We start from the raw sequence: 21,207 nt of genomic DNA, 5'->3' as shown, positions 1-21,207 counted from the left end.
CGCAGGCGAGCTTGGGGCATCGCTCGCCTGCGAGGCTTTCGCGAGCCGAGAGGCGGAAGCCCCGCTTATCGCAGCGAGCGGAATGCCGCCCTGACCTCGTTGGTGAAAATCGCCGGCTGTTCCCAGGCGGCGAAATGCCCGCCATTCTCGGTCTTGTTGAAGTAGATCAGATTGCCGAAGGCACGCTCCGTCCACGACTTGGGTGCCTGATAGATTTCTCCCGGAAAGACACTAACCGCGACCGGCACGGAAGGAATCCTTTCGAGGGCGTTGAAATTGTTGGTGTGGTCTTCCCAATAGATCTGGGCCGCCGAGGTACCCGTCTCCGTGAACCAATAGAGAGAGATGTCATCCAACATCTCGTCGCGACTGAGAACCTTTTCCGGCTGCTTGTTGCTATACGTCCACTCGGCGAACTTGTCGTACATCCATGCGGCCATTCCGATCGGTGAATCGACGAGCGAGTAACCGATCGTCTGCGGACGCGTAACCATCATTTGCGCGTAGGCAGCGCTGTCTCGGTAGAAAATCGCGAGCTTGTCGAAGCAAGCGCGTTCGTCCGCAGTGAGACCCGCGGGCGCAGGGGCACCTGCAGCCAAGATCGGCACGATTTCTTTTGGAACGATCGCAGGCATGTTGAGATGAATGCCCAGCAGTCCGGGCACCTTTTGGTGGGCCATGCGCTCGGAGATGACCGAGCCGCAATCACCGCCTTGCGAGACGAACTTCTCATATCCGAGCCGATTCATCAGCGTGCCCCAGGCACGGCCGATGTGATCGGAGCCCCATCCACGGACGCTGGGTTTGCCGGAGAAACCGAAACCCGGAATCGACGGAACCACCAGATGGAACGCGTCCTCTTCCTTGCCGCCGTGGGCGGTTGGGTTTGTCAGAGGATCGATAACCTTGAGCATTTCCAATACTGATCCCGGCCAACCGTGTGTCATAATCAACGGTAGGGCGTTCTCATGTTTGGAACGGACATGGATGAAGTGGATGTCGAGACCGTCGATTTCCGTGATGAACATCGGCAGGGAATTGAGCTGAGCCTCGATCTTGCGCCAGTCATATCCATTTGCCCAGTAATCAACCAGGCCGCGCATGCGCTCGAGCTGCACGCCCTGGGAATCATCGGCGACATTTTCCTTGAGCGGCCAGCGTGCCGTCGCAAGCCTCTGTTTCAAATCGGCAATCGCGCTGTCGGGGATATGAACCTTGAACGGCTTGACGCCATCAGGCAAGGCTTCCGAGCCGGCAAAAGACATCGCAGGCTTGAGCAGCGCCGTGGCACCAGCGACGGCAGCCGCGGTGACAAAGGCGCGTCGATTCAATGAGAAGGATGAAGGCGACATCAGGAGCTCCATATTTGGGAGGTTTGTTGAATGCCGCGAAGTTCTGCTTTCCGCGTGTATCCCCGTTGTGTCTTCAACCGCGTCGAATTGTATCCCTCCGTATCAAGACGGAGGAAGGCTACAATGGATTACAGGAACTCCGTTTTCAGGTTCTGCCGGCAAAGGTGAAAAGCACACGAGGCATGGTGCCTCCGGCCGGATTGGCCGGCGAGAGGATGTTCGCCGGAAGGGCAGCCATATGGAAAACGTGCGCCGCGCCATACATGACGTCGTGGCGAATATCAGGTTTCGGTGGGGAACAAGACCCAGCGACGGGAATGTCAAAGCCTGGAAGATCATTGAAGTCGTGAGGGCTTGCTACAGCCGTCTCCCAAAATAACGGAAATAGCCCCAATGGCTGCGCGCCAGGAGCGATGGGTCGATACCGATGATCGATCCGGTCTTGATGGGGGCGGCTATCCCGGCGGGAGGAGGAGACCGTGGATAGCCGGCCGGCCAGATATGAAGAGATCGGCCGGCAATTTCCAACTGCGCGACGTCGCCGCGCTTATGGCGCATAACGCGTGAAGACGTAGTCATGGTCCTTCACATTGGCGACATGGCAGCTGAGACAGGTCTCATGTTGTGCGATATCGACCGGCTTGCCATCGATGAAACGTCCGAAGCCCCAGCCGTGGCTGTCGGGATATTTCTTCGAGTCCTTCACCATGACCTGCACCGTTGTCGGCGCTCCGGGCACTGTCGCCGGCGCAAACTCTGTCGATTGCTTGCGCTTGTAGGCCAGCTTGACCAAGATCGAACCATCGGGAAAAGGCAGGGTCCCCTTCTTGTAGGCGTCGATGGCAATATCGTTGCCGAGCACCGCGCGAAGCTCGTCGAGCGGTGGAGCTTCCTGCGCCGGCGCGATGAATTTCCAGTCTCTATAGCCTTCCGGGATGGTCACGCCATAGATCGGCGAGGCATTTTCCGGCGGCGTTGAGGGACCTGCCGATTGCGAAGCGGCAACGCCGACGGCAAGGCTTGAGACGGCAAATGCTCCAAGGAATGCGAGTTTCATTTTGGACTCCTGCCTAACCGATGATCTGGCGGGAAGATCGCGCCGGATTGTATCTGCCAGATTTCAGGAAACAGCCAGATTGTATCGAAGTGTAGTCTCAACGAGCGGCGGCAGGCCGTTACCTGGCTAGCGAACCGAACATCAGTCCCCCTTCCCGTCGCGCCCGAGAGACGCACGGAACAGCCTTGGCGTCGTTCCCGTTCGCCGCTTGAAAATGTCGTAAAACCGGCTGCTGGAACCGAAGCCGCAGTCATAGGCAATCTGGAGGATGGGCGCATCCGTTTCAGCAAGCTGCTGCATCGCTCGCGCCAGACGATAGCGTGTGAGATATTCGTTGACCGGAATGCCAAGGATGCTGCGGAAGATTTTGTTTGCCGTGCTCGGATGCATGCCGGCAAGCCCGGCCAGCATCGGCAGGTTGACCGGCTCGGAATAACGCGCATGAATGAGGTCGGTCAGCGTTTCGGCCCGACGCACGGCAGCGCTGGCGCCCGATGCCGGGGATTGACGGGCGGCCGAATGATCGCCGATGGGAGCATCGAGGACGAAGCGCCGTATTCTGAGTTTGACCTCATCCACAATCAGCTGGCGCTTGGCCGCATCGCCATACTGCCAATCTCCCACCCACTGAGGCAAAAGAACCGCATCGGCGGCATAGGCGCGCGCATCAGCGGAAAACCGTCCTTGCATGATCGACTGGCGGACGCCGCGATCGATCGGCAAACCGAGGAAATCGACGAGCGGAAGATAGATGCAGACGAGCGGCGCGTTCGGCGTAACCGCGATCGTTCTATGGGGAATGGCTGCCCAAAAGAGCACCAGCCGCCCCGCCTCGACCTGTTCCTGCCTCCCATTGAAGACGTAGGTCATCTGACCTTCGAGCAGATAGTTCAGCTCGACATGATCGTGCCAATGCGCCGCGTTCATGGCGTCGGCGATGTGGCGTTCGATCATAAAGCCGCCCTGGGATGCGAAAAGAGCGCTCCGCTCGGCGGATATGCGAAATTTTGACATGGTCGCTCGCTCTTACGCGCGAATCTGGGAATAATCTCTCCATTAGCAGGAAGAAATCCCGATTTGAAAGGTGCAATTGGCTCTACAAACATCTCTTGTGGAGGCTTTTCCATGCCAAAGATCTGCCTGATCGGTGCCGGCAGCACCGTCTTTGCCCAAAACATCCTGGGCGACGTCCTTTCCAGTCAAAGCGGTGGCGACTATGCCATCAGTCTCTTCGACATCGATCCGGAGCGTCTGAAAACATCCGAAATCGTTGCGCGGCGTATCTGCGAGGCACTTCAGCTCGACACGGTGCGCGTCGAGGCGACGCTCGATCGCCGGCAGGCACTGCAAGGCTCGGATTTCGTCATCCTGATGATGCAGGTCGGCGGCTACAAGCCGGCCACCGTCACCGATTTCGAAATTCCGAAACGGCATGGGCTTCGGCAGACCATTGCCGACACGCTTGGGATCGGCGGCATCTTCCGCGGGCTTCGGACCATTCCCGTTCTCGAAGCGATCTGCCGCGACATGGAAGAGGTGTGCCCGAACGCCTTGTTGATGCAATACGTCAACCCGATGGCGATCAATTGCTGGGCGATCAAGGAGATCGCCCCAAGCATTCGAACGGTGGGGCTCTGCCACAGCGTACAACATACGGCCGCCCATCTTGCCGACTGCCTTGGCGAGGATGTCGCCAACCTCAATTATCTCTCGGCCGGCATCAACCATGTCGCCTTCTTCCTCAAATATGAAAAGCTGCGGGCCGATGGCAGTCGCGAGGATCTCTATCCGCGCCTGCGCGCCCTAGCCGAGGAAGGGCGTATCCCCTTGGACGATCGGGTGCGTTTCGATGTCCTGAAACGGCTCGGCCATTTCGTCACGGAATCCAGCGAACACTTCTCGGAATATACGTCCTGGTACATCAAAGAAGGGCGTAACGATCTGATCGAGCAGTTCAACATTCCCTTGGACGAATATATCCGCCGTTGCGAGGTGCAGATTGCCGAGTGGCATGAATTGCGCCGTGACCTTGAAGGCGGCAAGCCGATCGACGTTTGCCGCAGCAACGAATACGCGGCCGGCATCATTCATGCCGCGGTCACCGGCCAGCCCTCGCTGATCTACGGAAATGTCCCGAACAACGGGCTCATCCAGAATCTGCCGGACGAGTGTATCGTCGAGGTGCCTTGCCATGTCGATCACAACGGCATTCAGCCGATCCGCATCGGACGCATACCCTCGCAGCTCGCGGCAGTGATGAGTTTAAGCATTTCCGTGCAGGGGCTGACGGTCGAGGCGGCGCTGACGAAGAAACGGGACCGCATCTACCAGGCCGCGCTGCTTGATCCGCACACCTCGGCGGAGCTCTCGCCCGATCAGATCTGGAGGCTCGTGGATGATATGATCGAGCAGCACGGTAATCTTCTGCCTGCCTATCACTAGTCCGCATTCTACGCCGAACAGTGATCCATGGAGCGCGGTTTTCTCGTGAGAGGAAGCCGCGCTTTTCATTAACAGGGTCTTTCAAAACCAAATTAGATCAAAAAAAATCAGAACACTGATTGACATTGATCTTATTGGATGGAAATCTGAGCGAAATAGAATTTTTTGTGGAAAAGGAGCCTTCGTTGAGCCAGGCCGGGGGAATGAAAGTCGATCGTCTGGACGCCATTCGCAGCCATTTATATGCGAACGGATTTTCAACGATTCAGGCGCTTGCCGATGCCATCGGCGCCTCGCTGGCAACAGTGCGCAGAGACCTTCAGGTTCTCGAAAGAGAAGGCGCGATCGATCGCGTGCACGGCGGCGCCCGGATCGCTGAAGGTTCTTCGGTGGAGCTTGCCTTTCACGAGCGAGCCAAGCGGCACTTGTCGGCCAAACGCGCGATTGCGACTGCCGCCTACAATCTGCTGACGCCGCGCACCGCCATCTTTCTCGATGCAGGCACCACGGTGTTGCAGCTTGCGCGCCTTATCCGTCTCAACCCGATGCCGCTTCGCATTTTCACCAACGGCCTGACGGTGGCGCAGGAATTCCTCAACATCCCCAATCTGGACGTCGTATTGCTCGGCGGGCAGCTGCGCAGCGAAAATGCCTCGCTCGTCGGGCCGCAGGCCGAAGCGATGCTGGAATCTATCTGGTTCGATCAGCTCTTTCTCGGCGCAAGCGCCATCAGCCCCGACGGCGCGATCTACAGCGTCGACAGCGCCGAGGCGAGCCTCAACAAATGCATGCTCAGCCGCTCGGCTCACCGCTTCGTGCTGGCTGATTCCTCGAAATTCGGCACGATGGCAACGTACAAGGTCGCCCCGTTGAGCGCCGCGAGGGTGATTACCGATGCGGGCCTTTCCACGCATTGGCGCGGTGAACTTGCCAATCTCGACGTCGAAACGACGATAGCGGATCTCGGAGCGCCGGAATGAGCGACGATCTGATCCTCGGCATCGATGGCGGCGGCAGCAAGGTGCTGGTCGCGCTTGCGGATCGAGCCGGCAATGTGCTGCGGATGTCGCGCAGCGGCGGCGTCAATCCGATGGACAATCCAAACTGGCGGCACGAACTGGATCTTGCGCTCCGCCCCTTTCTGGAACGGGAGCAGTTGGCGGCCGTCGCCGCCGCACTGCCCGCCTATGGCGAAGTGGTGCGGCTATCGGAACAGCAGCGCGAGGCGATAGAAAGCAGCTTTCCTGAGGTGCAACGGCATATTCTCAACGATGTCGATGCAGCCCATCTCGGCGCCTTTGCCGGCCGGCCCGGCATTCTCGTCCTTTCCGGCACCGGTTCCATGGCCTGGGCGCGCAACAGCGCCGGCCTGTCGGCGCGCGTCGGCGGCTGGGGTGATGTCATTGGCGACGAAGGTAGCAGCTATTGGATCGGACGGGCAGCGCTCGGCCTCGTCAGCCAGAGCCTCGACGGGCGCGCGGCCCCGACCGCGCTGGCAAAGGCCATGTTCGAATTCCTGAGCCTCGACAGCTTCGATCCGGTCAACGCGCTGGGAGGATGGGTGAGTGAACTCGAAAACCCCCGCGGCGATATCGCCGCCCTTTCGGTTCTCGTCGACCGCGTCGCGCGGGCCGGTGATGGCGCGGCGAAGCAGCTGATCAAGCAGGCCGCATCCGAGCTCGCAAAGCATGTCGAAGCCATAGCACCGCATTGCGATCCGGCCACCGACTGGACCTATGCGGGCGGAACATTTGCAAGCCGCTCATTGCTTGCCGCACTCGAACGGTGCATCGGCCGGCCGGCCGCGCTACCGATGCTTCCTCCCATCGGCGGCGCCCTCCTGGCAGCCGCGCGGCTCCTCGACTGGCCGGTGGATGACGGCTGGATCACGCAAGTCGCCGCCACGGCAAAGACCGCAGCGGCGCATTCAGGTGAATGCAGACCTCAATAACCTCGATAAAAAGGAAGAAGGGAACATGCGTAAATATACTCTGTCATTCGTCGCCTTGGCGGCGCTCGTTGCCGCCGCTCCGGCTCTCGCTCAGAATGCGAAACCGCTGAGCGGCCAATCGATCACGGTATTGATGCCCTCGCCTCAAGCCCCGAATATTCCCGGCGATTTCGAAGCTGAGACCGGCATCCACGTCAATATGCAGACGCTTTCCTGGGACGATATCCGCCCGAAACTCGTCACCTCGCTGATCGCCGGCACCGCGCCGGCCGATGTCACCGAATTCGACTGGTCTTGGACAGGCCAGTTCAGCGCCGCTGATTGGTATCTGCCGCTCAACGACATCATCGATGCGGACACGGTCAAGGATATCGGTGTTTCCAAGATCTTCACGGTCAACGGCAATCTGCTCGGCGTGCCATACACCAATGATTTCCGCGTCATGCTGGTCAACAAGAAGCACTTCGCAGACGCCGGCATCACCAAGATGCCGAAGACGCTCGACGAGCTTGTTGCCGCGGCCAGGCAGATCAAGGAGAAGAAGGTCGCGACCTATCCGATCGGCCTGCCGCTTTCGGCGACGGAAGGTGCATCGACCAGCTGGTATCTGCTGACGAAAGCCTTCGGCGGCGAGCTGTTCGACAAGGATTTCAAGCCGCTCTTCGTTTCCAAGGATTCCGCCGGCTATAAGGCGCTCGCCTTCGAATTGATGCTGCTGAAGGAGGGACTGGTCGACCCCGCCTCCACCGGCCTCAAGGATAGCCAAATCAATGAAAGCATGTTCGCCCAAGGCGTCACCAGCATCATGATTTCCGGGGAGCCGGGCAGGATCGGTCAGATGAACGATCCCAAGCAGTCGAAAGTGGCCGGACAGGTCGAGGCCATCCTGGTGCCGACGGCAAGCGGCGAAACCCGCAGTTTCGGCCTCCCGGAAGCGCTCGCCATCCCCCGCGTTTCGCAGAACAGGGAAGCTGCCATCGCCTTCGTCAAATGGTTCACCGGCAAGGAGTTCCAGAAGAAGAACGCGGCCAATGGCGCATTGCCGACCCGCACTTCGGCGCTGTCCGAGCTCAATGCCGCCGGCCAGCTGCAGAGCGGCGATGCGCTGGTGGCACAGTCGAAGACCGTCGAGCCGCTGTTCCAACAGGGCACACCTCCGTGGTATCCGGAATTTTCGAGCGCGGTGAATACGGCGATCAATAGCGCCGCGAAAGGTCAGGTCACCGTCGATCAGGCCATGCAGAACATTGCGCAAGCGGCAAAACAGGCATCGGCGCAATGACAATCGCAATTTCTGCCGGTGGCAGGAGCAAGCGTAGTGCCGGCGTCAACGCCGACACTACGCTCGGGATCCTGCTTGTTTCACCGATCCTGATCACGATGGCAGCCCTGGTCTTCTTCCCGATCGGAAGAACCGTTTGGGACAGCCTGCACAGGATCAATCCAATGCAGGCCGGGACGCCCTTCATCGGCATCGAGAACTACACCCGCATGTTCTCCGACGCCCAATTGGGCACGACCTGGATCAACACGCTTCTCTACGTTGTGCTCGCGGTCGTGGCCGAAACGGTCTTCGGCGTGCTGGCCGCCGCTCTTATCAATCAGGTCAAGGCCGGCCGGCAATGGCTGCTCGCCGCTGTCGTCCTGCCTTGGGCGCTGCCCGGTGTCGTCAACGCGGTGATATGGCTCTGGATCTATCAGCCCGGTGCGGGATTGTTGAACGGCATTCTGTCAGCGGCGGGCGTGCCCTTTGAAAACCACGTCTGGTTCAACGATCGCACCAGCGCCATTATCGCGGTGACCGTGGTTCACGTCTGGCGGATGATGCCGTTGACCGTGGTCATCGTGCTTGCCGCCATGCAGAGCATTCCGGCACATCTTTATGAGGCGGCGCGCATCGATGGTGCCACGCGCACGCAGATGTTCGCCCTGGTCACGCTTCCGCTGGTGCGCAGCGCAATCGCCGTTGCCATGACCAATGCGACCGTCAATGCATTCAACCTCTTCGACGAGGCCTGGGTCTTGGCGGGCTCCAGCCTCGAGACGCGGCCTGTCCTCGTCCAGATCTATCTCGAGACGTTTCAGAACCTGCGTTTCTCCTACGGCATGGCGCTATCACTCGTGATCACGCTGGTCTCGCTGCTGGTTTCGCTCGTCTATGTCCTGCGCGTCTATCGCAACACCCGGTTTGACTGATGAAACAGAGCCTTTCCTATCGTTTGCTGATTTGGGCCGGCGTCGCGCTTCTGCTGATCTGGTCGCTCGGACCGATCTATTGGACGCTGGCGAGCTCGATCACCCCGACCGAGGACTTCTCGACACGCCCGATCCATTTCTTCCCGCAGCACTTTACGCTCGATCATTTCTCGCGCCTGTTCGGCATCGACGTCGCGAGAATTGGCGGGGTGCAGGTCTGGTCGCAGTTCCGTGCCGCGCTGATCAATAGCATCGTGACCTCGGTTGCCGCAACGCTTCTTTGCGTCGCGATCTCCGCGCTTGGGGCCTACGCCTTCACGCGGATCCGGTTTCCCGGCAGGGGCTTTCTGTTTGCCGCTGTCGTTGCGACACTCGCAATCCCCGGCTATGCGGTGCTGATCCCGCTTTACCGCATCATGATCAGCCTGCATCTGGTCGATACCTATGTCGGCATCGCGCTGATCTACGTCTCGGCCTACCTGCCTCTATCCCTGTGGCTGTTGCGGAGCGTCTTCGAGGCGCTGCCGATCGCGCTTGAGGAGGCGGCGCAGCTCGATGGCGCCGGCAGGCTCTACATCTTCTTCAACATCGTTCTGCCGCTCGCCGGTCCCGGCCTGACGGCAGCGGCGATCCTGACATTTCTTGGCGCATGGGGACAGTATCTCGTGCCGCTCATCTTCTCGCCGCAGGCGACGAAGCCGTTGACGGTGCTGATCCCCGAATTCGTCACCAAGAACTTCATCGACTATGGGCTGATCACGGCAAGCGGATCGATTGCCATCATCATTCCCGCCCTGGTCGTCATCTTTCTCAATCGATACCTCGTCAGCGGCTTGCTGGCCGGATCGGTCAAGTAAATCGGAGCTAGTATGAATACGACGGAAAAGGTGATTTTCGAGCAATTCTCGTATTGGGAGAAGGCGATCGGATCAATCTCCGCCCCGCATGATGCCGAACTGACTGTTTTTCTCGGCTGCGGCACATCCTACAATCTTGCCCTGTCGCTTGCAGCACATGCCAATCGCGCCGGCTATCCGGCGATTGCGGTACCGGGTGCGGAATGGCTGAATCGACCAGCCGCCTTCTGGCCGCGCTGGCAGAAGGTCCATCTGGTGGCCCTTTCCCGCAGCGGCGAAACAACGGAAACCGTTGCCGCCGCCAAGGCAAGCCGCGAAGCCGGCGTTTTCGTCACCGCCATCACGGTCGAGCCCGAAAGCTCGCTTGCCAAAAACTGCGACCGGCTGATCGAAGCTCAGACTCATGACGACGAAGGAATCGTCATGACGGTCTCGGCGAGCCTGATGCTGCTTCTGGGCATGCAGATGGTCGGGGTGCAGGTCCCGCCATCGATTGTGCAGTCCGCCCGTCGTCTGGGCGATCAGCTCGATGCGGCTCTTCCAAAGATCATCGAAGGTCGCTCGCATTTCGTTTTCCTCGGCAGCGGAGCGCTCTACGGCATCGCTCTGGAAGGCGCGCTGAAGCTGATGGAAATGAGCCAGATCGTGACGCAGGGCTTCCATCCGCTGGAATACCGTCATGGACCGATCAGCCTCGTCGATGAAAAGACGGCGGTCGTCATGCTCTACAGCGCCGACCAGAAGCCCGCGGAAGCTTTACTGGTCGAAGAGTTGCGGGAAAAAGGCGTGGCCGTCATCGGCTTCGGCGGCCCGGGCGATCTGGAACTGACAGTCGATTGCGACCCGGCACTTGCCGGTCTCTGCCTCCTGCCGGCTCTGCAGGTGCTTGGCGAGCGCGCAGCGCAGGCCAAGGGCGTCGACACGGTATCGCCCCGTCATCTGACCAAGGTCGTGATGCTAGGATGAACGCCTCCGTCGAACACAATCGCCATGCTGCGCTGAAGCAGCTTCTCGGCGACCGCGCCAAGATATTACCGCGCGGGATCACCTCGGTCTGCTCCGCGCATCCGCTTGTCATCGAAGCGGCGCTCAGGCGTGCGGCCTCCGACGAGGCGGTCGCGCTGATCGAGGCGACCTGCAACCAGGTCAATCAGGACGGTGGCTACACCGGGATGACGCCGCGAGACTTTCGGCGTTTCGTCGAGGACATCGCCGCAGCGGTCGGCTTTCCCGTCGAGCGCATCATCCTCGGCGGCGATCATCTCGGGCCGAACCCATGGAGGAAACTGCCCGCAGAGGAAGCGATGGCGAAGGCCGAGGCGATGATTGCAGCCTATATCGAGGCAGGTTTCGAAAAGATCCATCTCGATACATCGATGGGCTGCGCCGGCGAGCCCGTCGCCTTGGCGGACGAACTGACGGCCAAGCGCGCAGCAAGGCTGGCCCGGGTGGCGGAAGAGACCGCTCTTCGCTCCAGCCGCCGGCCGCCCGTCTACATCATCGGCACCGAGGTGCCGCCGCCAGGCGGCGCTACCCATGCCCTCGACGAGCTTGAGGTGACGCGACCCGAAGCGGCCATGAACACGCTGGCAGTGCATCGTGCCGCCTTCACAAAGGCCGGTGTCGAAAGTGCTCTGGAGCGGGTGATTGCCATCGTCGTGCAGCCCGGCGTCGAGTTCGGCAATGCCAATGTCGCCATCTACAAGCCTGATCGGGCGTCCGCTCTGATTGGCGCGCTGGAGCAAATGCCCGGCCTGCTTTTCGAGGCTCACTCCACGGATTACCAGCCCGCGGAGGCGCTTGCCGCCCTCGTGGATGATGGATTGGCAATCCTCAAGGTCGGCCCGGGTCTGACCTTCGCCTTGCGAGAAGCGCTTTACGGCCTCGACGCCATCGCGTCGGTTCTCGCCGGAGGGGCTTTGCCTGATACCATCTATGCGACCATGGAAGCCGTCATGCTCGAAAATCCAGCTCACTGGAATTCGCATTATGGCGGCTCAGTCGAAGAACAGCGCTTGCAGCGCCACTTCAGCTATAGCGACCGCATTCGTTACTATTGGCCGGACAAACGGGCAACAGTGGCAGTCGAGACCCTGCTTGCACGCTTCGATGGCGATATTCCCGAAACCCTCATCAGCCAATATCTCGGCCGGGTCTATCCAGCAGTCGCCGCCAAAAAGGTTCCGCCTCGCGCGCGCGACCTCTGCATTGCGGCGATCGATGCGGCCCTGGCTCCCTACTCCGCCGCAACGATCGCATAGGTCGATAGAGCACGGGCGCTCAAACAACACGCTTTTCTAATTGGAGATCATTATGGCATCGGTCAGCGTGACGAATGTCCGCAAGAGCTACGGTCACTTCGAAGTTCTGCATGGGGTGGATATCGATATCGAGGACGGCGAATTCGTCATTCTCGTCGGGCCTTCAGGCTGCGGAAAATCGACACTTCTTCGCATGATCGCCGGGCTCGAGGAGATCAGCGGCGGCGATGTCGCCATCGGCGGCAAGGTCGTCAACGATGTCGAACCCAAAAGCCGCGACATCGCCATGGTGTTTCAATCCTACGCCCTCTATCCGCATATGACTGTCGAGGCGAATATGGGCTTTTCGCTCCGGCTGGCGAAGGCGCCGAAGGAGGAGACCCAGCGGCGGGTGCGCGACGCGGCGCAGATTCTAGGGCTCGAAAACCTGCTCGACCGCTATCCGCGCAACCTGTCCGGCGGCCAGCGCCAGCGTGTTGCTATGGGGCGCGCGATCGTGCGCCAGCCACAGGTGTTCCTGTTCGACGAGCCACTATCCAACCTCGATGCCAAGCTGCGCGTGCAGATGCGCTCCGAAATCAAGCAGTTGCACCAGCGCCTGCGCACGACGACCATCTACGTCACCCACGACCAGATCGAGGCCATGACGATGGCGGACCGGATCGTGGTCATGCGCGACGGTTACGTCGAGCAGATCGGCTCGCCTCTCGAGCTTTACGACCGGCCTGCCAACCTCTTCGTCGCGGGCTTTATCGGCTCCCCCGGCATGAATCTCATTCGTGGCAAGGTCAGCGCCGACGGACCTTTGGAGTTCATCGCAGATGGCGGCGGACGCCTGCCACTGCCGGAAAGGCTCGGTCTCTCGCGAGGGGCGGAGGTTGTCTACGGCATTCGGCCGGAGAATATCTCGATCGGCGAAGGCGGTATCGATGCCGAAGTCGTGGTCGTCGAGCCCACAGGCGCCGAAACGCTTATCGTCTCGAACATCGGTGCGGACAATCTGGTAATCGCCTTGCGCGAGCGCATCGGATCGCGCGCCGGCGACGTCATTTCCCTGAAGCCCGATCTTGGCAAGCTTCACCTTTTCGACGGGGCGACAGGCCGACGGATCGGATACGACGGAGATTGAGCGCCTCATTCATCCGAGCAGTTCATCGGAAATCGGGTGGCCGCCGTTCCGGTTTGGGAGCTAGGATTCAAGCTCTCGCGACGCCGGGGGCATCGAAGCTCCCAAAGCCGCCCAGACCGAGGACCTGACATGAACACACCGACATCCATTTTTGCGCCAGCCGCCATGGAAAACCCTGTCGAGGGGCGGGTCGACGCCTATGATTGGAAGTCGCTTACGGGAGAGCTCGACGGCTTTGGTTGTGCCGTCCTCCCACAATTGCTCGCGCCTAAGGAGTGTGATGCGATCTCCAGGCTATACCCGCAGGAACGCCACTTCCGCAGCCATGTCATCATGGCGCGTCACGGCTTCGGAAAAGGTGAATACCGCTACTTCAACTATCCGTTGCCCGGACTTCTCGGCGGATTGCGCACCGCGCTTTATCCACATCTGGCCGGGGTCGCGAACGGATGGAACGAACGCATGGGCGCCGAGGAACGCTATCCCGATGAGCATGCAGCCTTCCTGAAGCAATGCCATGAGGCCGGCCAGAGACGCCCGACGCCGCTATTGCTGCAATATGTGCCCGGAGACTTCAATTGCCTGCACCAGGATCTCTATGGCGAGCTTGCCTTTCCCATCCAGGTCGCAATCCTGCTTTCCGAGCCGGGCCGAGACTTTACCGGAGGCGAGTTCGTTTTGACCGAGCAGCGGCCGCGCATGCAAAGCCGCGTGGAGGTCGTGCCGCTCCGGCAAGGAGATGCCGTCGCCTTCGCAGTTCATAACCGCCCTGTGCAGGGAACCAAGGGGAACTACCGCGTCAATCTCCGGCACGGGGTTAGCCGGGTTCGCTCGGGCATGCGTCACACTGTCGGCATCATCTTTCACGATGCCCGATGACGGCTGCACACCAGTTCTTGAAGCATGTCGTTATCGCAAAACCGCTGCACACTTTTGCGCGACATGCTTTAGCCGACGAAGCCAGCATAGCTCTCGCCGGTAATCCTGCGCATTATAGAGGTATAGGCCTCGTGATTTTGATCTCCCGCCGAAACGCGGCCCAAGGATGGCTGCGCGAAGGCGGCGATCGGCAGCAGGGCGAGCGGCGTCGAGACAGGCGTCAGATGCGATCCCTGACCGGCGCGCAAGGTCGTCAGCAGGCCAAACATCTCGCCGGTGATGCTGGGCCTCGACAATATCGCCATGCGGTATTGTCCGGAGGAGTTCGTCACGAGATAGATATGGCCCGACAAATGCGGAACGGAGACCGAGCCCTGTTGCGAAAATGAGGCGTCGCTGCGCTCGCGCTCCCTGAAGCTCAGACAGGTGCGCTCACCATCCCAGGCGATCTCGGTGCAATAGGCAAAAATCGCATTCGGATCGCCGAAGGACGGACGCAGCGTCAGGTAAGTGCCCTCAAGCCATGAGACCGAAGCGCGGGAATAAGCGCCAAGCTCTTCCGGCGCATGACCGGGCTTGTCGTTGATGACAGCCGATTGCGCTCCGCCCGCATCGCGCAGGACGACTCCCATTGCCTGCTCCAGGCGGATGAGGGTCGCAAGCGTGAAAGGCCGGTGCCCGGAAAGAGCCTTTTCCAAGGTCGAAAGACTGATGCGCGCATCGTTGGCAAGTCGCTGCCTGGAAATGCGCCGCCGGGCAATTTCCTCCCGCACCCGCTCCGCCACTGCACTGTTCTGATGATCGGATAGATACGGGTCGCCCTGGACCATTCATTCGTTTCCCGATTGCGTAATTTCCTTCACAATTCCACACATGGCCGCCACCGGCAAGACGGTTTGCGGCAAGATGCGGACGAAACGGGGCAAAGCTTACGCTGGCGAGAAAATAGCCTTTGTTCACAATGGCTTCAGTCATTCCTCAGCGAACAAGGAGCCTGTCATGTCAACCTCGCCAAGCCTTTCACACAACCGAAATCGGCGCGCCGTCCTTACGAAGGTCGGCCTGTTATTGTGGTTCAGCAATGCCATCCTGCTGCCGGTGCTGGCCGTCATTTTTGCACTGCTGCATCCCCTGGAGTCGCACGCGCAACCTGCCGCCTTCGTCACCCCAAACGAAATGGGTGCGGGCAGCCTTCTTCTCCAGACGACGCAAGACGGCAAATATATCGAGGCGCCGCGGCTTGCGACCGATGTCGACCTCGACGTCAACGGCCCGACGGCAAGGGCCGTGCTCACCCAGGCCTTCGAGAACTCGACGGACAAATGGGTTGAAGCCCACTACGTATTCCCTCTTCCGGAGGATAGCGCCGTCTATTCGCTGAAGATGATCGTCGGCAACCGCGTTGTGGTCGCCGACATCAAGGAGAAGCAGGCTGCCCGTACCATCTACGAGAAGGCGCGCAGAGAAGGAAAGAAGGCGACGCTGGTCGCGCAGCAGCGGCCGAATGTCTTCACCAATGCGGTCGCCAACATAGGTCCGCATGAAAAAATCGTCGTCCAGATAGAATATCAGCAGGCTGTACACCTGGCCGATGGCCGCTTCTCCTTGCGGGTTCCTCTGGTCGTCGCTCCCCGCTACACGCCGCAAAATGCGGAAGCCATCACGCAGCAGGCCGACCTGAAGGCCGGCTGGGGGCAGAGCAAGGAGAGCTCGTCGCGCAAGTCCGTCGACAAGCCCGTCGCCGCGCCTCTGTCGGCACCCGACAGCAATCGCACCAATGCCGTGACGCTGAAGGTCAATCTCAACGCCGGCTTCCCGCTCGACGATGTCAAAAGCCTCTATCATGCGGTCAGGATCGACAGGCTGAACGACAGCGCGCGGCAGATCGTACTGGACGGCGATGCGACGGCTGACCGCGACTTCGTGCTCGAATGGAACGCAGTCGCAAGCAATGTGCCGAGCGTCGGACTGTTCCGCGAACATGTCGGCAAGGATGACTACGTGCTTGCCTATGTGACGCCGCCGGCTGTGACGACACCGCAAAAGGCCGGCCGCGAAGTGGTTTTCGTCATCGACAATTCCGGCTCCATGGGCGGTACGTCGATTGAGCAGGCAAGAGCGAGCCTCGACTATGCCCTGTCCCGGCTCGAGCCGAACGATCGCTTCAACGTCATCCGCTTCGACGACACGATGACGAAATTCTTCCCGGATTCAGTCATGGTGACGCCTGACAATATCGCCTCCGCTCGCCGCTTCGTCAGCAGCCTGGAGGCTGCCGGAGGCACCGAAATGCTGCCGCCGCTGCATGCAGCCCTCGATGACAGCCATCAGGCCAACGGGTTGCGTCAGGTCGTGTTCCTGACCGACGGCGAAGTCAACAACGAGCAGCAGCTTCTCGATGCCATCGCCCAATCGCGCGGACGCTCGCGCATCTTCATGGTCGGCATCGGTTCTGCGCCGAATACCTACCTGATGAGCCGCGCCGCCGAACTCGGCCGCGGCAGCTTCACCCATATCGGATCGGTTGCCGAGGTGAACGAACGCATGCGCGCCCTCTTCGACAAGCTGGAGAACCCCGCCGTCACCGATGTCGCAGCCAACTTCTCGGAAAAGAATGTCAACCTGTCGCCCAACCTCCTGCCCGACATCTACCACGGCGAACCGCTGGTCCTGGCCGCGCGCATGGGGAAAGCTGCCGGTACACTGACCGTCAGCGGCATGGTCGGCGACCGCCCGTGGACGATCTCCTTGCCGCTCGATCAGGCAAGCGACGCCAAGGGCATCTCCAAGATCTGGGCACGCCGCCAGATCGACGATGCCGAGGTCAATCTCACGCTTGGCAAGATCACGCAGCCGGAAGCGGACAAGCGCATCCTGCAGCTGGCGCTGAATCATCATCTGGTGACGCGCCTGACCAGCCTCGTCGCAGTCGACAGCAAGCGCCTGCGCCCGGCAAACGCACCGCTGACTGCGGCCGACATTCCGTTGCAGCTGCCGGCCGGCTGGGATTACGACAAGCTCCTCGGCATCGATACGACGCGGGAAGCGAAGGCAGACCACAAGCACCACCGGGCGAGCGACACGTCGCAAGCCGTCGACGGTGATGCGGATATCCAGGAGATCTCGGCACCGCCTTCCGCAAGCCCTCCCCTGCCGCAGACGGCAACGCCCGCAACGCTCCTCATCCTGCAGGGATTGCTTGCCCTGCTGTTCGGAACGTTGCTGCTGGTCTCCGTATCGAGAAGGAGCAAGGCATGATCGCCGCCGCTCGGATCCAATCAATCGGGAGCGCGCCAGCGCGCTCCCTTCTCTTCCTGGCCGCCGGCATTTTGATAGCCTCAGGCCTCTTCCTCGCCGCTCAGGGGGGATGGATCTATGCGAAAGCGGCCTTGGCGCAGGTTCTGCTGGAACGCGCCTTTGCCGAGAGCGTGACGTCCGGCGCACCGGTCAAGCCCTGGAGCTGGGCCGACACCTGGCCGGTGGCACGCATAGAGGTTCCACATCTCGGCGTTTCCGCCATCGCGCTCAACGGCGCAAGCGGCCAGGCGCTGGCCTTTGGCCCCGGTCATCTCGACAATACGCCGGAGGCCGGTGACGAGGGTACGGCGGTTTACGCGGCGCATCGGGATACGCACTTCAATTTCCTACGAAATATCAAGGAAAATGACCCGATCAGGATCACGCGTCGCGACGGCCGTATCTTCGCCTTCCGCGCGACGCATATGGCCGTGGCCCGCTGGGATGAGGCCGAAATCGACTCAGATGCGCGTGGTGTTCACCTTGTGCTTGCGACGTGCTTTCCCTTCGACGCCGTGACATCGGGTCCGCTTCGCTATCTGGTCTTTGCCGATCTTGAAGAAAGTGCCGCGCCATGACGGTTTGTGTGAAATGGCTCGACTTTATCCGAAGAGCGTGCCCCAGCGGTACCTCGGAGAAAACAAGGGCGAAGGCAGGGAAATCGGCCTTCGTTCCATTGAGTGCTTTTTGAACTCTTAAGTCCCGAAACGTTCAAAACGAACCGTTCAGCCAAAGCATTGTCTGCGCGCCCAGGATTACCGCGGCAATCGCCACCGAAACCGCCATCTTGATCGCCTTGATGCGCCGTGTCCTGACGCCGCTCCAGTCATAACTCACAATCACTAACCCTTGCAAATCATTAGAGATTCGCAAACTAGAGCCGATCGGCCCTTCGACAAGGGAAGCATGTGATTCGTCCACAGGGGATATTTTTGAAGACTTTGCCCGTCATCACGGACGGCATCAGCCGCATGCTAGAGTGGTTCAGCTTTTCATGGAATCTCTGAACCGCTCTAGCCCTTTGTTTTCTCGCAATTCCGGACGGAAAACCGCTATGCACTTTTCCTGGAATTGCTCTAATGCGCCAGTTCGGAAGCGACCGCCGCCTGCATCCCATCCGTCATCATCCTGCCAAGCCGGGACGACACGGCGTCCAGCCATTTGGGGTCGGAGCGAAGGCGGTCGGGAAATAGCCCTGGAAGAGCGTGCAATGCCCTGGCTAGGTCCGGCGGCGAACCGACGCCTGAAACAGCTTTGGCGATATCGGTCTCGCGCGGGTCGTTGAGCGCATAGACCGTGCCATCGTCCAGGCGTCCGAGACAATAGCGCATCCAGGCGGCAACGGCGAAGGCAAAGGGCTTGACATCCGCGCCCTGGGCCAAGAGTTCAACGGCCGGTGCCAGCAGGCGCTGCGGCAACTTCTCGGTGCCATCCATCGCAATCTGACGGGTCTCGTCGGCAATGGCGGGATTGGCGAAGCGGGTGAGAATATCCGCCGCATAGGCGTCAAGCTCTATGCCGGGTAGCGGCTGAAGCGTCGAGGCCACAGCGCTCAGATGCCGCATGATCAACGGTCGGAAACCGGCCGGGCCGACCGTATCGCGGACATAGCGCCGGCCGGTCAGGAAACCCGCATAAGCCAGCATCGAATGCGATCCGTTGAGCATGCGCAGCTTCATCGTCTCATAGGGACGCACGTCTTCGACAAACAATGCGCCGCCCGCCTCCCAGGCCGGGCGTCCGCTGGGAAAGCGGTCCTCGATCACCCATTGCCGGAAAGGCTCTGTTTCAATCGCAGCCTGGTCCAGGCAGCCGGTCATTTGCTGGGCATCGTCAAGTGTCCGCTGGGTTGCGGCAGGCGTGATGCGGTCGATCATGCTCGACGGAAAGGCGACATCGGTTGCAATCCAGTCGGCAAGCGCCGGGTCGGATCTGCGAGCAAAATCGATAACCCCTGCCCGGACGAAGGCTCCATTGTCAGGCAGGTTGTCGCAGCACAACACGGTAAAAGGTGCAATGCCGGACGCGCGCCGACGCTTCAGCGCCTCGGTCAGAACGCCGAGCACGCCGGTCGGCTGCGCGGGTTTTGCCAGGTCCACCGCAACGGCGGAATGGTTGAGATCGGCCGTCATCCTGGCGCGATCGATGCCGTAGGCCTTCTCCGTCACGGTCATCGACACGATGCGCGTCTGCGGATCCACAAGCGCCTGCATCAGCGCGGCGGGCTCGCGGCTCGCGGCGATGACGCGCTCGATACTGCCGATGACCCTTGCGCGTGCTCCGGCAGCATCGCGTTCGATCAGCGTGTAGAGGCCGTTTTGCGGATTGAGGGCGTCGGCAACGTCATGGCCGCGAAGGCTCACGCCCACGATACGCCAATTACCGCCGCGAGCCGCAAGGGCCGCATCCGCGTAATCGGCCTGATGAGCGCGATGGAACGCGCCCACCCCCAAATGCACGATGCCGCAACCATGACGGCCGGGCTCATAGCCGGGCCTCGACGCAACGCCGGCTATCTCGGCGAGCGAAGACAGGCGCTTTCGATCGGTCACGGTCGCAGCCCTGCCGAGGGATGAGACAATGCCGTCTCGATGCCGCGCAGTTCGGCAAGGCCCTTGAGGCGCCCGATTGCCGGATAGCCGGGTTGACCTTCGCGCTTGAGGTCATCGAGAATATCCTGCCCGTGATCCGGCCGCATCGGGATTTGCCAGTCAGCGCGCCCGCTAGCAGCGCGACGCCGCTCCTCGCGCAGGATGGCGGCAATCATCGCCACCATGTCGGTGCCCCCACCAAGGTGCTCGGCCTCGTAGAAGGAGCTGTAGACATCGCTGGATTCGCGCTTGACGTTGCGCAGATGCAGGAAATGCACGCGATCTCCGAGTCGCTCCATTATGCCGGGCAGGTCATTGTCCGGCCGGGCACCCAATGATCCGGTACACAGCGTGATGCCGTTTGCCGGACTGTCGACGGCTTTCATCAGTGCCGCATAATCCGCCTCCGTCGACATGATGCGCGGTAGGCCGAGAAGCGCGAACGGCGGATCATCCGGATGACAGCATAGCCGCATGCCAAGCTCTTCCGCCATGGGAACGACTTCGGAAAGAAAATCTATCTGATGAGCCCGGAGCCGGTCCGCCGAGACATCATCATAATCCTCCAGATGGGCACGCACATCCGCCAGCGTGAAGTTTTCGGCGGCACCAGGCAGGCCGCAGACGATATTGTTTGCGAGTTCCTGCCGTTGCTCCTGGCTCATGTCAGCATGCCTCGCGCGCGCCTGCTCCACCAGCCAGTCGGGCAGTTCCTGCGCGGCAGCGGCTCGGGCGAGGATAAATAGATCGAAGGCGGCAAAATCGACCAGATCGAACCGCATGCAAGTGGCGCCGTTGGGCAGGCGCCATCGCAGATGCGTTCTCGTCCAATCCAGCACCGGCATGAAATTATAGCAGATCGTTTCGATACCGGCATCGCGGAGATGGCCAAGGCTGAGCTTGTAGTTTGCGATATGCTCGCGCCACTCGCCCTTCTGCTTCTTGATATCCTCCGAAACAGGCAGGCTTTCGACCACGTCCCAGGCGAGACCCGAGGGGCTGCCATCCGTCATGCGGCCTATTTCGGCCTTGCGCTTTGCAATCTCGATTGCGGACCACACGGCTCCGGTGGGGACGTGATGCAGTGCGCTGACAACACCCTGCACGCCGGCCTGCAGCATATCGTCGATCGAAACCTGATCCCGCGGTCCGAACCATCGCCAAGTCTGCTTCACGATATTACTCCCTTCCGAGA

General features: G+C 60.6%; 19 protein-coding genes. 12 read left to right on the top strand and 7 right to left on the bottom strand.

Translation table 11 applies throughout. The annotated features are described in order from the left end of the window. Nucleotides 1–65: 65 nt before the first annotated feature. From ACPYOP_RS05990 to ACPYOP_RS05980, 3 genes are all read right to left on the bottom strand, one after another. Nucleotides 66–1,364, bottom strand: coding sequence for an epoxide hydrolase family protein (locus ACPYOP_RS05990; RefSeq protein ID WP_481409477.1), 1,299 nt, complete (start codon nucleotides 1,362–1,364; stop codon nucleotides 66–68). Nucleotides 1,365–1,899: 535 nt separating this feature from the next. Next, entirely contained in the window at nucleotides 1,900–2,409 is a 510-nt protein-coding gene (locus ACPYOP_RS05985) for a cytochrome P460 family protein (RefSeq protein ID WP_481409476.1), read from the bottom strand. Nucleotides 2,410–2,550: 141 nt separating this feature from the next. Continuing rightward, on the bottom strand, nucleotides 2,551–3,423 hold the full coding sequence (locus ACPYOP_RS05980; RefSeq protein WP_481409475.1) for a helix-turn-helix domain-containing protein: 873 nt from the start codon (nucleotides 3,421–3,423) through the stop codon (nucleotides 2,551–2,553). A gap of 111 nt (nucleotides 3,424–3,534) precedes the next feature. Here ACPYOP_RS05980 and melA point away from each other — a divergent pair, with 111 nt between their 5' ends. The 10 genes from melA (at nucleotide 3,535) to ACPYOP_RS05930 (ending at nucleotide 14,124) form a co-directional block, all read left to right on the top strand. Next, complete coding sequence (gene melA, locus ACPYOP_RS05975; RefSeq protein WP_481409474.1) at nucleotides 3,535–4,851, top strand: alpha-galactosidase; 1,317 nt, start codon at nucleotides 3,535–3,537, stop codon at nucleotides 4,849–4,851. 185 nt (nucleotides 4,852–5,036) lie between these two features. Beyond that, on the top strand, nucleotides 5,037–5,831 hold the full coding sequence (locus tag ACPYOP_RS05970) for a DeoR/GlpR family DNA-binding transcription regulator (RefSeq protein ID WP_481409473.1): 795 nt from the start codon (nucleotides 5,037–5,039) through the stop codon (nucleotides 5,829–5,831). After that, nucleotides 5,828–6,802: an N-acetylglucosamine kinase gene (locus tag ACPYOP_RS05965; protein ID WP_481409472.1), complete on the top strand. Its 975-nt coding sequence runs from the start codon at nucleotides 5,828–5,830 to the stop codon at nucleotides 6,800–6,802. Before ACPYOP_RS05970 ends, ACPYOP_RS05965 begins: the two co-directional genes overlap by 4 nt. A gap of 25 nt (nucleotides 6,803–6,827) precedes the next feature. Further along, a complete protein-coding gene (locus tag ACPYOP_RS05960; protein WP_481409471.1) occupies nucleotides 6,828–8,084 on the top strand; it encodes an ABC transporter substrate-binding protein in 1,257 nt (418 codons plus the stop codon). Next, complete coding sequence (locus ACPYOP_RS05955) at nucleotides 8,081–8,998, top strand: carbohydrate ABC transporter permease (protein WP_481409470.1); 918 nt, start codon at nucleotides 8,081–8,083, stop codon at nucleotides 8,996–8,998. The genes ACPYOP_RS05960 and ACPYOP_RS05955 overlap by 4 nt, the downstream gene beginning before the upstream one ends. Further along, entirely contained in the window at nucleotides 8,998–9,855 is an 858-nt protein-coding gene (locus tag ACPYOP_RS05950; RefSeq protein ID WP_481409469.1) for a carbohydrate ABC transporter permease, read from the top strand. Before ACPYOP_RS05955 ends, ACPYOP_RS05950 begins: the two co-directional genes overlap by 1 nt. A gap of 12 nt (nucleotides 9,856–9,867) precedes the next feature. Next, complete coding sequence (locus tag ACPYOP_RS05945; protein WP_481409468.1) at nucleotides 9,868–10,821, top strand: SIS domain-containing protein; 954 nt, start codon at nucleotides 9,868–9,870, stop codon at nucleotides 10,819–10,821. After that, nucleotides 10,818–12,116, top strand: coding sequence for a D-tagatose-bisphosphate aldolase, class II, non-catalytic subunit (locus ACPYOP_RS05940; protein ID WP_481409467.1), 1,299 nt, complete (start codon nucleotides 10,818–10,820; stop codon nucleotides 12,114–12,116). The genes ACPYOP_RS05945 and ACPYOP_RS05940 overlap by 4 nt, the downstream gene beginning before the upstream one ends. 52 nt (nucleotides 12,117–12,168) lie before the next feature. Then, complete coding sequence (locus ACPYOP_RS05935; protein WP_481409466.1) at nucleotides 12,169–13,245, top strand: ABC transporter ATP-binding protein; 1,077 nt, start codon at nucleotides 12,169–12,171, stop codon at nucleotides 13,243–13,245. 129 nt (nucleotides 13,246–13,374) lie between these two features. Beyond that, nucleotides 13,375–14,124 carry a 2OG-Fe(II) oxygenase gene (locus ACPYOP_RS05930; RefSeq protein WP_481409465.1) on the top strand — a complete coding sequence of 250 codons (750 nt, stop codon included), beginning with the start codon at nucleotides 13,375–13,377 and terminating at the stop codon, nucleotides 14,122–14,124. A 68-nt stretch (nucleotides 14,125–14,192) separates the two neighbouring features. On the opposite strand, the gene ACPYOP_RS05925 is transcribed toward ACPYOP_RS05930, so the two are convergent. Next, nucleotides 14,193–14,954 (bottom strand): helix-turn-helix domain-containing protein, encoded by a 762-nt coding sequence (locus ACPYOP_RS05925; protein ID WP_481409464.1) that lies wholly within the window; start codon nucleotides 14,952–14,954, stop codon nucleotides 14,193–14,195. A 169-nt stretch (nucleotides 14,955–15,123) separates the two neighbouring features. Between ACPYOP_RS05925 and ACPYOP_RS05920 the strand changes: the two genes are divergently transcribed. Together ACPYOP_RS05920 and ACPYOP_RS05915 are read left to right on the top strand one after the other, a co-directional pair. Then, a complete protein-coding gene (locus ACPYOP_RS05920; RefSeq protein WP_481409463.1) occupies nucleotides 15,124–17,382 on the top strand; it encodes a marine proteobacterial sortase target protein in 2,259 nt (752 codons plus the stop codon). Then, nucleotides 17,379–17,999, top strand: a complete 621-nt coding sequence (locus ACPYOP_RS05915; protein ID WP_481409462.1) for a class GN sortase — start codon at nucleotides 17,379–17,381, stop codon at nucleotides 17,997–17,999. Before ACPYOP_RS05920 ends, ACPYOP_RS05915 begins: the two co-directional genes overlap by 4 nt. Before the next feature lie 133 nt (nucleotides 18,000–18,132). On the opposite strand, the gene ACPYOP_RS05910 is transcribed toward ACPYOP_RS05915, so the two are convergent. The 3 genes from ACPYOP_RS05910 to uxuA all read right to left on the bottom strand — a co-directional run bounded on the left by ACPYOP_RS05910 (nucleotide 18,133) and on the right by uxuA (nucleotide 21,187). Beyond that, complete coding sequence (locus ACPYOP_RS05910) at nucleotides 18,133–18,342, bottom strand: hypothetical protein (RefSeq protein ID WP_481409461.1); 210 nt, start codon at nucleotides 18,340–18,342, stop codon at nucleotides 18,133–18,135. A 155-nt stretch (nucleotides 18,343–18,497) separates the two neighbouring features. Further along, entirely contained in the window at nucleotides 18,498–19,973 is a 1,476-nt protein-coding gene (locus ACPYOP_RS05905; protein WP_481409460.1) for a mannitol dehydrogenase family protein, read from the bottom strand. Further along, nucleotides 19,970–21,187: a mannonate dehydratase gene (gene uxuA, locus ACPYOP_RS05900; protein WP_481409459.1), complete on the bottom strand. Its 1,218-nt coding sequence runs from the start codon at nucleotides 21,185–21,187 to the stop codon at nucleotides 19,970–19,972. The genes ACPYOP_RS05905 and uxuA overlap by 4 nt, the downstream gene beginning before the upstream one ends. Nucleotides 21,188–21,207 lie beyond the last annotated feature (20 nt).

The organism is Rhizobium sp. KNZ2-6A (genome assembly GCF_056755475.1).
The sequence above is the reverse complement of the archived record's forward strand: the minus strand, read 5'-3'. Positions and strand labels throughout refer to the sequence as shown.

Bases quoted from the DNA above. Each gene is read 5' to 3' on its own strand.
- ACPYOP_RS05990 (WP_481409477.1), bottom strand. From the start codon at position 1,364: ATGGAGCTCCTGATGTCGCCTTCATCCTTCTCATTGAATCGACGCGCC.
- ACPYOP_RS05985 (WP_481409476.1), bottom strand. From the start codon at position 2,409: ATGAAACTCGCATTCCTTGGAGCATTTGCCGTCTCAAGCCTTGCCGTC.
- ACPYOP_RS05980 (WP_481409475.1), bottom strand. From the start codon at position 3,423: ATGTCAAAATTTCGCATATCCGCCGAGCGGAGCGCTCTTTTCGCATCC.
- melA (WP_481409474.1), top strand. From the start codon at position 3,535: ATGCCAAAGATCTGCCTGATCGGTGCCGGCAGCACCGTCTTTGCCCAA.
- ACPYOP_RS05965 (WP_481409472.1), top strand. From the start codon at position 5,828: ATGAGCGACGATCTGATCCTCGGCATCGATGGCGGCGGCAGCAAGGTG.
- ACPYOP_RS05960 (WP_481409471.1), top strand. From the start codon at position 6,828: ATGCGTAAATATACTCTGTCATTCGTCGCCTTGGCGGCGCTCGTTGCC.
- ACPYOP_RS05955 (WP_481409470.1), top strand. From the start codon at position 8,081: ATGACAATCGCAATTTCTGCCGGTGGCAGGAGCAAGCGTAGTGCCGGC.
- ACPYOP_RS05950 (WP_481409469.1), top strand. From the start codon at position 8,998: ATGAAACAGAGCCTTTCCTATCGTTTGCTGATTTGGGCCGGCGTCGCG.
- ACPYOP_RS05945 (WP_481409468.1), top strand. From the start codon at position 9,868: ATGAATACGACGGAAAAGGTGATTTTCGAGCAATTCTCGTATTGGGAG.
- ACPYOP_RS05940 (WP_481409467.1), top strand. From the start codon at position 10,818: ATGAACGCCTCCGTCGAACACAATCGCCATGCTGCGCTGAAGCAGCTT.
- ACPYOP_RS05935 (WP_481409466.1), top strand. From the start codon at position 12,169: ATGGCATCGGTCAGCGTGACGAATGTCCGCAAGAGCTACGGTCACTTC.
- ACPYOP_RS05930 (WP_481409465.1), top strand. From the start codon at position 13,375: ATGAACACACCGACATCCATTTTTGCGCCAGCCGCCATGGAAAACCCT.
- ACPYOP_RS05925 (WP_481409464.1), bottom strand. From the start codon at position 14,954: ATGGTCCAGGGCGACCCGTATCTATCCGATCATCAGAACAGTGCAGTG.
- ACPYOP_RS05920 (WP_481409463.1), top strand. From the start codon at position 15,124: ATGTCAACCTCGCCAAGCCTTTCACACAACCGAAATCGGCGCGCCGTC.
- ACPYOP_RS05915 (WP_481409462.1), top strand. From the start codon at position 17,379: ATGATCGCCGCCGCTCGGATCCAATCAATCGGGAGCGCGCCAGCGCGC.